Genomic DNA, 12,663 nt, shown 5'->3' on the forward strand with positions numbered 1-12,663 from the left:
AATCGCCGCTGTATCGGTTTGCACCGTATCGTCCATTCGATGGCCACGATGTCCTTGGCACGTTGAGGCAGCGGCTCACGAGGCGATTCGAAATCGGGCTCGGTAATCACGTGGGGTCATTTGCCGCAATTGACGGAAACGACGATTGAAATTGGAAAGGTTCGCAAAACCCGCTTGGAAACTGATTGACAGGATGGAGTCGTCGGTGTCGGTCAGCAGTCGGCATGCTAGCCCAATCCGCAGCTCGCTGATGTACTCGGACAATGTGCGGCCGGTCGACTGCTTGAAAAATCGGCTGAACGCGGATGCGTTCATATCCGCGAGTTCAGCTAGTTCGGCGTGTCCGAGTTCAGGATCAGTCAAATGGTTTGAAATGTGATCACAGATTTTTTGGATTCGCGTTTCCACATCTTGGCTCGCGGTCACCGAATAAAACTCGCTGGCCAATTGGACGCTTTTATCGCATTTGGACAACTCGTCCAGGATCGAAAAAAGTTCGATCAAACGTGTCGCCCCTTGTTGGTCGACCAAGCCGGAAAGACGTGCTCCCACGCGAACGGCCACATGCTCGGGGAACCACAATCCCCGACTCGCGGCTTGCAACAATTTGTTAATCGATGCCATCTCGGAAACGCCGAAGAACTGGCTGCCGAGAAAGTCGGGATGAAACTGCAAGACGATCGCAGGATGGCGATCATATCGTTTCCCGCGGTATTCGTCGGATGCCCACGTGTGCGGAAGTTGGGATCCGAGCAAAACCAAATCATGATCTCGATAGCTGCCGATGTGATCCCCCACCACTCGCGAACCGGCACCGCGGTAAATGTACGTCAACTCGATCTCAGGGTGTCGATGCCATTTCACAGGCGAAAGTAGGGTGGATCGATCGAAGCAGCGAAATGATTCGCCCACCGGAGGAACAAGTTTCTCGTAAGACGGTTTCATGGGGATGACACAGGGAAGGGGTGATTACCGCTTCAAGTCGAGCTCGACGTGAAACTGCACGCTTTTGTGCATTGGAGGACATCCGCGATCAGTGCACGCGCACAACGAGTATCGTAGCTGTTGTTGGTGTTGTCGGACACCCATGACGAGGGCACTCCGGGTGAAACGCCGGAAGACTCTGCGATTTGGATTTTGCGAATTGGATTTTGCAGCGCGTCCTTGCAAAGAAAATGTTAACGCATCGAGACGTCGCTGTGCGTGTGATTCAGCTTCGACGCCGCGGCGGCGTCGAGTAGAAACGTGACATCGCGATGGTCGTGCAAATAGGTCGCCGGCACCGAGTTAGAGATCTCGCCTTGGACGCTACGCTCGACGATTGCCGCTTTGTGCTCACCAAAGGCAAGCAAACGGATGCGACGCGAGCGGAGGATGGTTCCGACCCCCATGGTGATCGCGAGCCGAGGCGCATTTTCAAGGCCGCCAAAATCTTTTGCCGCGTCCGTACGAGTGATTTCACTTAGTCGCACAAGTCGTGTGATCGATGCTCGTTCGGATCCAGGTTCGTTGAAACCGACATGCCCGGTGCGTCCGATGCCGAGCAGTTGAAGATCGATCCCGCCAGCGGCCTCGATTAGGTTTTCATAGCGTTGGCAGTAGTCATTCACTGATTCCGAAGACACCGTGCCATCAGGAATATGAATGTTCTCGCGTCGAATATCAACGTGATCAAATAGTTGCTCGTTCATAAAACGAACATAACTTTGTGCGGCGCACGGTTGCATTGGGAAGTATTCGTCCAGATTGAACGTCACTACGTTTTGCCACGACAGCTGTTCTTCGCGATGCAGGCGAATCAGTTCGCGATAAACCTGAATAGGAGTCGATCCGGTGGCAAGTCCTAAGACGCACTGTTCGCCGTCGGCCGCACGTTGGCGAATCAGATTCGCTATCTCGGCTGCCACCGATTTACTTGCATCGAGGTCTTCCGCAAACACGCGAATTTCAATGCCATTGCGGATCCACTCTGCAACGTTGACTTCGTTTTCGGTTGGTTGTATTGACAAGGTTCTTTCCTAAACGCGTACGCGGATATCGCAATAAGACAGGACCGGAACTTGGTCCCTAAGGTGGGTGCCCCTGTTTCATCGTGAGGCCAATGCATTGACTGTTGTCGCTTTGGTCATTGTCGCCGTGTCAGTCGCTCAAGACCGATGCAGCCCTGGAAACAATGCTTCGCAGTCTCAAAACAATGCGTCCGGGAATCGTCGGGATCATCGTGTGCGACGGAGTCATCTTAGAAGTTGAAGGGGTCAGATCCACACCGCCACTTGCCATTTATGGTACGCAGTGTGCGCCCCAGTGGTTTGTGAACACTCATTTCGCAAATTCGCAGCAACAGTGATACAATAACGCGAGTCGTGAATTGCCCTCTTCCGGTCTGTGAAAACAGAGCCACCGGGGTATTTGCACCCACAAGCGGGCTGAACAAGATCTGCGAATGTAGGCCCAATGGCAGGGATAATCCCGCGTGTTGGTGATAACGAGCACGGCCACTCTACATCCCGATCGTGGTCGCTGATCGCCCCCCGGCCGAGGATGTCGATGTGGATATGATGCGCAAAGAGGTTATCACGACCGGCGGTGATGCGCATCCCCTGTTAGGAAAAACATGTTATGGCGCAAAGATAATACCAGAAATGGCAACCGAACGTGAGGAAAGCAGCGGTAAAGGAGAGCAAACTACACGCGAGTCGGACTAAGAACATCACGCATCCTAAAGGTACCGAACATTGTCCAGCACCGAAAATCGCTCTCGACGCAACGTCGCACTCGCGTTGATGGCGCATCCTGATGACGCGGAAATCACCTGTGCTGGGACCTTGATGCGGTTGGCCGAGATGGGATGGCAGACTCACATCGCGACGATGACGGCAGGCGATTGTGGTTCGCTAACTGGTGACGCAGCCGAGGTCGCTCGTATGCGGATCGCCGAAGGAACCGCGGCCGCCCAGCTCGGCGGAGCAACCTTCCACTGCTTAAACGAACACGACGGACGGGTCGTCTATGACCGAAACGCTTTGCAGAAGACGATCGATCTGTTTCGCGCAATCGCACCGACCTTGGTGATCACGATGCCGATGTCGGACTATCACGCCGACCACGAAATTACCGGCCAACTTGGTCGGGCTGCGAGCTTTGTTTTCGCCGCTCCAAACGCTTCGGCACTGCCGCTGGTTCCCGGATCAACGGTACCCCACCTTTATTATTGTGACGGTCATGGCGGGACGGATCGGTTGGGCCACAAAGTCGAACCGACGACGCGCGTCGAAATCACGGATCAACTCGACCGAAAAACTGAGATGCTGGCCTGTCACGCGAGCCAGCGTGAATGGCTTCGCGTGCATAACGGAATTGACGAGTATCTATCGACGATGCGTTATTACAACCAAACGCGTGGCAGTGAGTGTGGGGTCGAGGCGGCCGAGGTGTTTATCCAGCACACCGGTCACGCGTATCCGGCAAACGACCTGCTTGCGGAATTGTTCCCATTGTCTGCCTCGTGCCCAGACGAAATGAAAGACACACCCAGTGCGACGGGATCTTAGCGGTCGCATTTCACGCTGCAACTAAACCCGCTGCAACTTTACGCGTTGCCACTAAAACAAGCTCCCCCGCTGTGACCAGTGCTTCCCCAACAACTCGCGACTCTGTCCCTTCGAAAACCTCTTATTAGAGCAGAACGATGAATCCTGAAAGCGAGCATTTCATTCAGTATGGCTTGGTCAACGATATGTTGGCGGTGCCTGAGCTGATCCGCAATTTTGATGCGGATCGCATGCGGTCGATGGCGGATGCAATTGTTGACGTCGGCAATTTAATGATTACGGGGGAGGGGTCGAGTCGTTTTTTTCCTGCAAAACAGGCGATCACTTGGGCGCGTAAACAAGGATGTTCATTTGGGATTCATGTCGAGTCGGCGCTGCAAGCGATGGAATACAATCTTCGCAATTGGGCGGTCTTGGGACTTTCCAACTCAGGCCGAACCGCCGAAGTGATCGAATTGTTTTATGGGCTGAAGCTGGATGGCCACTCCAGACGGTTTAGTTTGACATCGTTTGAAAACACGCAGCTCGAAACCTTTGCGTCGTCGGGATACGTCTTACAATGCGGCGAAGAAAATGCCGTCGCTGCGACCAAAAGTGTCATCGAACAGGGGCTGTTCCTGCGAGCGCTGTTAGAACACATCCATGGCACAGGCTCGCTGGCGAATCGCCAATCGCAACTTGCTGACGCGGTCGAAACGGCACTGTTAAGCGAGTTGCCAGCCGAACTGGTTTGCTGTGTGTCTCGGGCTAAAACGGTATATTGGGCAGGACGCAATGACGGTGTTGCCGAAGAACTGACATTGAAGACGAATGAAATTATTCGCAAGTCGGCTGATTTTCTCGACGGCACCTATGCTGTCCACGGCATCGAAGAGGTGATGAGCGGCGAGGATGTTTTAATTTGGATCGAACCGTATGCCGCGAGTGAATCAAAATTTAAAAGCGTGCTCGAGCGTAGTGTGGGAATGCAAATCATCGCGATCGCATCGCGCCCAACCTGTTTTCCCACGATTCTGATCCCTGATGTAGGCGATTTGTCAGGCTACGTGCAAATGGCGGCGGGCTGGAACATCTTGGTCAATGTAGGATTGAAACTTGGTATCGATGTGGATACGCCGCTGCGTGCGAGAAAAGTCGGAAATGCGTTCGCGCCGCAATTCGTGTGATCGGTCGGTTTACTGAAAATATTGGCCCGGTTTATTGAGCACCTTTGTTTTTGAAATTTGAAGAAAGTAACGCAAATGAATTCGTCTGTTCGAGCGTGGGATTTACTGCCTGCGATTTGTCGAGGTCGTGATTTGATCGATTGTGGGGGCGACGCACAGTGCGCGTTGCGAATGGCGGGAAACGCGGACGAAACGCTTTTTTGTAGCGAAACTGACACGCGTATGTGTCATCGTGAAGCGATCACCCATGGAGTCCAAGCATGAAGGCGCTAGTAAAACGTGAAAAACAGCCGGGACTCTGGCTCGAAGATGTTCCGATGCCAACGATTGGAATCAACGATGTATTGATCAAGGTCGACCGGACCGGCATCTGTGGTACCGATGTGCATATCTACAAATGGGATGCATGGGCACAAAAAACGATTCCGGTACCGATGGTGGTGGGGCACGAGTTTGTCGGCGAGATCGTAGAAACCGGCTCAAACGTCACCGATTTTTATCCCGGCGAGATCGTCAGCGGCGAAGGGCACGTGGTGTGTGGCCGGTGTCGTAATTGCTTAGCGGGACGACGGCATCTGTGTGCCGACACCAAGGGGATTGGGGTCAATCGGCCCGGAGCCTTTGCCGAGTACATTTCGTTGCCCATGACGAATGTGTGGCATCATGATGCTTCGGTCGATCGCGATGTGGCGTCGATCTTTGACCCGTTTGGCAATGCGGTGCACACGGCATTGTCGTTCCCGGTGTTGGGCGAGGATGTATTGGTCACCGGCGCAGGCCCAATCGGTTGTATGGCGGCTGCGGTAGCGAAACATGCTGGTGCTCGACATGTCGTTGTCACCGACGTGAATCCGTATCGATTGCAGTTAGCTGAAAAAATGGGAGCGACACGGACCGTCGATGTTCGGAACGAACAACTCCGTGACGTGCAGAAAGAAATCGGCATGAAAGAAGGCTTTGATGTCGGGTTGGAAATGTCCGGCAATCCCGCTGCCTTTCAAGATATGATTGCTCAAATGAGCCATGGCGGAAAAATCGCGATGCTCGGTATTCCATCAGACGAAATGGCAATTGATTGGAATACCGTCGTTTTCAACATGTTGACCATCAAAGGGATTTACGGACGTGAAATGTACGAAACCTGGTACAAAATGAAGGTCTTGGTCCAAAGTGGGCTCGATCTGTCACCAGTCATTACGCATCGGTTTTCCTATCAAGAATTTGAGCAAGGATTCGACGTCATGATGTCTGGCCAGTCGGGCAAAGTGATTTTGAATTGGAGCTGACGAACAATCCAACCTCTCCCTCCTTACGTTTAGACTCGTAACCTATGTCGTGCATGAGTTGCGAAACCGTTTATCCCTACCCTCTCTTTCGGAGAATCTCATGACGGCCAATACATCCTCGAACGCAAACAGCCGCAAACCGGCAGCATTGTCGAGCGAGCTTAATCCCAGCACGCCCAATCGTCGCGACGTGCTTCGCAGTGGTACCGCATTGTCGGCGGCAATAGGCACCGCGGCTCTGGGTAGTGGTGCAATTGCACCTCAGATGCTGCACGCGGCTTCGGGATCGGATGATCCGAATCGTGTGATCCGTATTGGTATCGTGGGAGTAGGCGGACGAGGAACCGGAGCTCTCAACGACTCGTTGTCAATTAACGACAACATTCGGGTGGTAGCGATGGCCGATTTGCAGCAAGAGAATTGCGAGCGAGCACGCACGATTCTGAGCAAGCGACATGGCGACAAGATTGATGTCAAAGACGATCGCATCCACATCGGATTGGATGCTTACAAAAAGGTTCTCAGCGATCCCGATGTCGACTTGGTCATTCTATCCACATCGCCAGGTTTCCGTCCCTACCATATTGCCGAGGCGGTCGCGGCTGGCAAGCACGTTTTCGCTGAGAAGCCCTCGTGTGTGGACCCCGCCGGTTACCGAGTTTGCGTAAAAGCTCATGATGAAGCGGTGAAGCAGGGGACATCGATTGTCACGGGCACACAGTACCGCCGCCAAGTCAATTATGTGGAAGCGATCAAGCGAATCCACGATGGCGAAATCGGCGATATCGTTAGCGCCACGACTCGTTATTGCTCGGGCGGCATTTGGTACAAGAATCGCAAAGAAGGTGTCAGTGATACCCAGTATCAGTTGAACAACTGGATGCACTTCATCTGGTTGTCGGGTGACCAAATCACCGAACAAGCGGTTCACAACATCGACGCGATTAACTGGGTCATGGGATCGGCACCCGAAACCGCGTACGGTTCAGGAGGACGGTTCACTCGTCCCGCTGACAGTGAGATGTGGGATAACGTGTCGGTCGACTACACGTACCCCGGCAACCGAGTTTGCTCATTCATGTGTCGTCAAATCCCTGGCACCAAGGGAGATAACGGGAACGTGATCTACGGCAGCAAAGGGACGGCCTACATCGACGCGATGAGCGGCGGATCGCGGTTCTTCGATCGCAGTGGCAAAGAGACTTGGAGCATGAAGGGCAGCATTGCCGATGCGTATCGTCAAGAACACAAGGATCTGGTGGACTCAATTCGCAGCGGCAACCCTATTGTCGAACTTCGAACGACCGCAGAAAGTTCGCTAACGGCGGTCATGGGACGGATGGCTGCCTACACCGGCCAACGTGTCGATTGGGATTTTGTCACTGAGAAATCTTCGCTAGACCTGTATCCCAAAGACTTGGATTGGAACGGAGATCGACCGGAGCCCTCGTTCGCAATCCCAGGGGTCACGAAACTCACCTAGTCGATCGCCCCCGATCCTCAACCGATCAAGTTCACTCACACGAAAGCAAGTTTATGTACGTCGCGTTCCAAACCCATTTGTCCGAGCAACTAGGCGAGATCCGTGATAACGGACTCTACAAATCCGAGCGGATTATTACCTCGCCTCAAGATGTTCGCATTCAAGTGGGCGGTGGCCAGTCGGTGCTAAACCTGTGTGCCAACAATTATCTGGGGTTGGCCGACAACCCCGAGATTGTTAAGGCCGCGCACGAAGGACTTGATCGTTGGGGATACGGACTTTCGTCAGTTCGTTTTATCTGTGGAACTCAGGATGTTCACAAACAGCTCGAGCAATCGCTCAGCGAGTTTCTCGGTACCGAGGACACGATCCTCTATACGTCCTGTTTTGATGCGAATGGAGGGTTGTTCGAAACGTTGCTCGGCAGTGAGGATGCCATCATTTCGGACGAACTGAATCATGCCTCGATTATCGATGGCGTTCGCTTGTGCAAAGCCCAGCGGTTTCGTTATCGCAATAACGATCTCGCCGATTTAGAGGCCAAATTGGCCGATGCCTCCGCCGCTCGTTTCCGTATGATCGCGACCGACGGTGTATTTTCGATGGATGGTTACATCGCCAATCTGCCAGGGATTTGCGATTTGGCCGACAAGTACAATGCGTTGGTGATGGTCGATGATTCGCATTCGGTCGGATTCATGGGCAAACATGGCCGGGGAACTCACGAGCACCACGACGTGATCGACCGCATCGACATCATCACCGGAACGCTGGGCAAAGCTTTGGGAGGCGCCAGCGGTGGTTACACGAGTGGGCGACGCGAAATTATCGAATACTTGCGTCAACGCAGTCGGCCCTATCTGTTTTCGAACTCGGTCGCTCCTCCGATCGTTGCCGCCTCGTTGCGTGCGATCGGGTTGCTGAACGAGTCGACCGAGCTTCGTGACCGTTTGGAATCCAACACTCGCTTCTTTCGTGAAGGGATGCAGAAAGCCGGTTTTGACATCCTGCCGGGTGAACATCCGATCGTCCCAATCATGTTTGGCGACGCCGTTGTCGCGTCGCAAATGGCCGATCTGATGCTCAGCAAAGGGGTCTATGTGATTGGCTTCTCATTCCCGGTCGTTCCCAAAGGCAAAGCACGGATCCGCACGCAGATCTCGGCTGCTCATACTGAAGAGGATCTGCAGTTTGCGATTGATAAGTTTTGCGAAGCCAAGGCTGAAATGCAGCTGTAATTGGCGATGTCTTTTGGTGCCCAATGGGGCTTTTCTAACGGCGTGAACGCATCTTGCAGCAGATTGCATCAAGATGTGTCGTGTGTGAGCCAGCGTGAGAGTTTGGCAAGCAATTCGCGTCGGTCGATCGGTTTGGTAATGAAGTCGCTATAGCCAGCCGCAAGACATCGCTGCTGATCACGCTGCAGCGCGTTTGCCGTCAGCGCGATGATCGGCCCCTGAAAACCTTGGTTACGCAATTGTTGGGTTGCGGTGATCCCGTCCATGACTGGCATCTGCATATCCATGAGTATTGCGTCGATCGGCGTCCCCTCGTCACGGCAGGCGGTCCATTTTTGAATTCCTTCGGCTCCATTAACCGCCGACAATACCTCTCCGCCTGCGGCGCGGATAAATGCTTGGACCAGAAACCGAATGTCGCGACTGTCGTCCACCGCCAAAATGCGTCCCGATATTTCTGGCATCTCTTCGCTAACGTCTTGGCCCCGATTGGTGCGGTTCACTTTCGGAGTTTCGGTTTGTGTCGCAGACGGCGAGATCCATTTGGCGTGCTCCAGAGATCCCGTCGAGAAGGTAAATCGGAACGACGATCCCATATTCACTTCGCTCTCGACGCGGATCGTGCCATCCAACAATTCGACCAAGCGGCGAGTGATCGCGAGCCCCAATCCCGTGCCGCCATGTTTTCGTGTCGCGCTGTTGTCAAGCTGTTCAAAAGGGGTGAATATCGTCTCTACGTCTGACGGTGGGATACCGATTCCGGTATCGACGACGTCGATCTCAAGCCGCTCGTCGCGGGCGTGGCACCGGACGATAATTCGCACCTCACCTCGCTCGGTAAACTTGATCGCATTGCCTACCAGATTGATCAAGATTTGGCGCAGCATCTTCGAATCGGTATGCAGCTCGCTAGGAATCGAGCCATCGTACTGGACATGCAAACGCAGTCCTTTTTCCGCGGCGCGGCCGTTCAAAAGAGCATGCACATGGTCGACCAATGCGACAATGCTGTGAGCTTGGCGACGAATGTTGACTTTTCCCGCTTCGATTTTTGCCAGATCAAGAATGTCGTTAAGAATCTCGCAGAGGTGGTCTCCATTGGCCTTGATCGTTTCGATACATGCTTTGTCTTTGCGGTCCTGCAGTCGCGTGTGAAGCAGGTCGGCGAAGCCAAGAATGGCAGTCATCGGCGTACGAATCTCGTGACTCATATTAGCGAGGAATAGACTTTTTGCTTCGTTTGCAGCCTCGGCAGCGTGACGCGCTTCCTTGAGTTGATCTTCGTACTGGTGGCGTTCGGTGATATCGATCGCGACTCCAGCGATATGAGAGGGATAACGCGTGGGAGGATCTCCCGCAAAGATGGTGCTGCCGCGCATCATCACCCATCGCACTTCGCCATCGGGGCGAACGATTCGATGTTCATCTTGGAATTCGCCATTCCCGGCGGGGTCCAAGCTTTTGTCCATCTTTCGTGCGACCCGGTCACGGTCATCCTCATGCACCGAGCTCAACAACCGTTTCAAGCGAATCGTGTCGTTGTGGTCGGCGGGTAACCCAAGCAGCAGCATGAACTCGCGTGACACACTCACTTGGTTCGCTTGCACGTCGCCATAGTACGTACCAAAGCCTGCGGCCCGAGCTGCCAAGCGAAGCCGTGCCTCGCTCTCGGCCAGCAATCGCGAGAATTGCTTTTCGGCTAACAACAGCCGCGAAACCTCGGCTTCGGCAAATCGGCGACGGTCGATTTCTTGGTCCGCGGCGACGACGGCGTCTTGAAGTTCCCGTCGCGCCGAATCCAAACTCAGAAGAAGACGACGAGATTGCTCGGCCGCTTCACGAGCATCCATCGCGTGGCGAGCGGAGGCGGCCGAGGCCAGTTCGCCGGAGACGCCATAAGCAAACAGTTCCCAGCCACGCCGCGTTTGTTCGAACAAATCAAGTCCCACCGCCGAGGCACGTGGATCACCCAATAACACGATCACCAACGATCCGATCGAAATACCGTTGGCGCAACATTGGCGGTCCGCCACCGGGTACGCAAGCGTTGCGGTGTGGCGAGCTGAATCACGACAACCACGCAAGAATGTTTGCCACGATTTGCCTTCGGGCAACGTTTGAGCAAAGCCAGAGATTGGCAGGAATTGTCCGACGTCGCTGTCCTCGGCGAACACGATCAGATGTTCTACTCCAAGCACACGTGCAAACTGCTGGGCGGTTTCGAATCGAGTTGCCGGCGCCGCTAGCGAGGCAATCCAGTCTAGCGTCTGGGCGAAATTCATAACGTGGCTCAAACGGGAAACACGCAGACGACTGCGGTGCAGTTATGAAATCCGCTAAACTGTCCTTCCGATCTGGCAATCTGTCCATACGTATTGCAACCAACAAAGTCGGTTCCCAACGTCTCTTGCAACGCCTGCAATTCCAATCCAAAACTCTTTCCAAGTCGGAGTCGTGTCGCGGCACAGTCAAAAAATAGGGCCACGGCAGGCTCGCAGCCTTTGATTTGATCCAGCGCCGATTGACACGCCGCGCTGGCCGCCGCACTGGCGTCGACCGCCGTGGTACACATGATGCGGGCGGTGCTGCCACGTGGTACCTCGGCGGCAAAAGCGATCGAATCGTCGTTTTGGATTTGCAGCGGGACGCGGAGCTTGTATCCGTCGGTGGTTTGAACGCCTAAAACATTATGCAAAAAGTAAGGTAAGGGGGCGCTACGGTCAAAATGTTGGTCCGTTGCTTCGGCATGCTCGGCAAAGACATCGGCAGCGGTGGTCGAATTTAGGCTGACCACGTCGGTGGCTCGCGACTCGGTGACCCGCAACAACGGCCCCGCGTCTCGCCAACCATGCGCGACCCCAATTCCGATCGGTTTGTTCGAAAGGATTTCGAGTGCGACGACGGCATCGGTCGCGGCTTCGGTACCACAGAAGACGTGCGTTTCTTCGAAGCGGGCATCGTCGCCGGCACCACCCCCGACGAACCGGTATCCGCCTCCCGTGGCGATTGTTAATTGATTCAAAAACTCTTCGACGTGTCCGGCCAACGCATCGGTCAACACCAGGGCCGTCCGATAGCGAAAATGATGCCGATGCTCGCCCTGCCATGATCCCGCCAATTGCCGAGCGACCGCTTCGGAATCGTGCCGGAGCCCCACCGCCATATTCGCAGAAAATTCGATTTCGTCGGAACAAATCGCCACTGCGCACGCGGAACCGTCACTGTTGCCTTGTGAAGTGAACTCGCCCGACGACGAACAACCGACCAACACGTTCGGTTCACAGGATTGATGGAGTGCCGTAAGTAAACGCGTGTAATCGTATTGCGGGGACGCAAACAAAATGACGGCGTCTGGTTCACGCCCACCTAACGACTCGCGAAGTCTCTTTCCGAGATCGATGCCGGCGTCCGTTGCGTCCGTCAACTGGGTTCGAGCAACAGCAGATTGAGTCATAAATATCGATAAGCAGAGGATGGCGAAAAATGCACAGGCGTTAATCTTAACAACTACGTAAAAATGGGTCTAGTTGCGGCCCCGTCGGCGGGGCCTACATCATGCTCAAAATGAGCCGTGCCAACACGCTTGCGGGAACGTTTATTCCTGGGTTTGATTCCGCACGAGCATGGGGGTTCTGCGGCGTGACTGGAATCCACTTCGCGGAGTCATTCGGCTTCCCAACCTCATTCGGTTTACCAGCCTCAAGCTGCGGATCCATTAGCGTCGCAATCAGAGGTGTCCCACGTCAGATCCATTGCTGTGCTCTGTCGCTGAGCCTGCGGTGTCGCTCAAAGAGGCGTGATCAGTGCGACATCTTTCCATTGCGGACTTTCGGTAATGCGAAGCCTGCAGTGGGTTACGTCTTCGATTTTGAGAGGTTCTTACCGCGTCTGCAAGGTTCTGCACATGCCGTGCAGAAAATTGCAGCGGCGGGGCCGCCG

10 protein-coding genes are annotated in these 12,663 nt (G+C 54.3%); 6 read left to right on the forward strand and 4 right to left on the reverse strand.

All coding sequences use genetic code 11. The annotated features are described in order from the left end of the window. Positions 1-75: 75 nt before the first annotated feature. Both ABD971_RS13550 and nagB read right to left on the reverse strand, forming a co-directional pair. Positions 76-945 (reverse strand): helix-turn-helix domain-containing protein, encoded by an 870-nt coding sequence (locus ABD971_RS13550; RefSeq protein WP_339939815.1) that lies wholly within the window; start codon positions 943-945, stop codon positions 76-78. 233 nt (positions 946-1,178) lie between these two features. Further along, positions 1,179-2,009, reverse strand: coding sequence for a glucosamine-6-phosphate deaminase (nagB, locus tag ABD971_RS13555; protein WP_345322858.1), 831 nt, complete (start codon positions 2,007-2,009; stop codon positions 1,179-1,181). Between the two features lie 774 nt (positions 2,010-2,783). Between nagB and ABD971_RS13560 the strand changes: the two genes are divergently transcribed. The 6 genes from ABD971_RS13560 to ABD971_RS13585 all read left to right on the forward strand — a co-directional run bounded on the left by ABD971_RS13560 (position 2,784) and on the right by ABD971_RS13585 (position 8,724). Beyond that, positions 2,784-3,551, forward strand: coding sequence for a PIG-L deacetylase family protein (locus tag ABD971_RS13560; protein ID WP_345323379.1), 768 nt, complete (start codon positions 2,784-2,786; stop codon positions 3,549-3,551). 137 nt (positions 3,552-3,688) lie between these two features. Next, positions 3,689-4,717, forward strand: a complete 1,029-nt coding sequence (locus ABD971_RS13565) for an SIS domain-containing protein (protein WP_345322859.1) — start codon at positions 3,689-3,691, stop codon at positions 4,715-4,717. A gap of 75 nt (positions 4,718-4,792) precedes the next feature. After that, positions 4,793-4,981 (forward strand): hypothetical protein, encoded by a 189-nt coding sequence (locus ABD971_RS13570; protein ID WP_345322860.1) that lies wholly within the window; start codon positions 4,793-4,795, stop codon positions 4,979-4,981. Further along, entirely contained in the window at positions 4,978-6,003 is a 1,026-nt protein-coding gene (gene tdh, locus ABD971_RS13575; protein ID WP_339939823.1) for an L-threonine 3-dehydrogenase, read from the forward strand. The genes ABD971_RS13570 and tdh overlap by 4 nt, the downstream gene beginning before the upstream one ends. Positions 6,004-6,103: 100 nt before the next feature. Beyond that, positions 6,104-7,486: a Gfo/Idh/MocA family protein gene (locus ABD971_RS13580; protein WP_345322861.1), complete on the forward strand. Its 1,383-nt coding sequence runs from the start codon at positions 6,104-6,106 to the stop codon at positions 7,484-7,486. Positions 7,487-7,539: 53 nt separating this feature from the next. Then, complete coding sequence (locus ABD971_RS13585; protein WP_345322862.1) at positions 7,540-8,724, forward strand: glycine C-acetyltransferase; 1,185 nt, start codon at positions 7,540-7,542, stop codon at positions 8,722-8,724. A gap of 68 nt (positions 8,725-8,792) precedes the next feature. Here ABD971_RS13585 and ABD971_RS13590 read toward each other — a convergent pair whose 3' ends face one another. Both ABD971_RS13590 and ABD971_RS13595 read right to left on the reverse strand, forming a co-directional pair. After that, positions 8,793-11,006, reverse strand: a complete 2,214-nt coding sequence (locus ABD971_RS13590) for a hybrid sensor histidine kinase/response regulator (RefSeq protein ID WP_345322863.1) — start codon at positions 11,004-11,006, stop codon at positions 8,793-8,795. Between the two features lie 8 nt (positions 11,007-11,014). Then, complete coding sequence (locus tag ABD971_RS13595; RefSeq protein ID WP_345322864.1) at positions 11,015-12,178, reverse strand: FIST signal transduction protein; 1,164 nt, start codon at positions 12,176-12,178, stop codon at positions 11,015-11,017. Between the last annotated feature and the right edge of the window lie 485 nt (positions 12,179-12,663).

It is taken from the genome of Novipirellula rosea, assembly GCF_039541335.1.
Taxonomy (GTDB): domain Bacteria; phylum Planctomycetota; class Planctomycetia; order Pirellulales; family Pirellulaceae; genus Novipirellula; species Novipirellula rosea.

Excerpts from the sequence above, each read along its gene's own strand:
- ABD971_RS13550 (WP_339939815.1), bottom strand. The coding sequence starts at position 945 with ATGAAACCGTCTTACGAGAAACTTGTTCCTCCGGTGGGCGAATCATTT.
- ABD971_RS13570 (WP_345322860.1), top strand. The coding sequence starts at position 4,793 with ATGAATTCGTCTGTTCGAGCGTGGGATTTACTGCCTGCGATTTGTCGA.
- ABD971_RS13585 (WP_345322862.1), top strand. The coding sequence starts at position 7,540 with ATGTACGTCGCGTTCCAAACCCATTTGTCCGAGCAACTAGGCGAGATC.
- ABD971_RS13595 (WP_345322864.1), bottom strand. The coding sequence starts at position 12,178 with ATGACTCAATCTGCTGTTGCTCGAACCCAGTTGACGGACGCAACGGAC.
- tdh (WP_339939823.1), top strand. The coding sequence starts at position 4,978 with ATGAAGGCGCTAGTAAAACGTGAAAAACAGCCGGGACTCTGGCTCGAA.
- ABD971_RS13565 (WP_345322859.1), top strand. The coding sequence starts at position 3,689 with ATGAATCCTGAAAGCGAGCATTTCATTCAGTATGGCTTGGTCAACGAT.
- ABD971_RS13580 (WP_345322861.1), top strand. The coding sequence starts at position 6,104 with ATGACGGCCAATACATCCTCGAACGCAAACAGCCGCAAACCGGCAGCA.
- ABD971_RS13590 (WP_345322863.1), bottom strand. The coding sequence starts at position 11,006 with ATGAATTTCGCCCAGACGCTAGACTGGATTGCCTCGCTAGCGGCGCCG.
- ABD971_RS13560 (WP_345323379.1), top strand. The coding sequence starts at position 2,784 with ATGGCGCATCCTGATGACGCGGAAATCACCTGTGCTGGGACCTTGATG.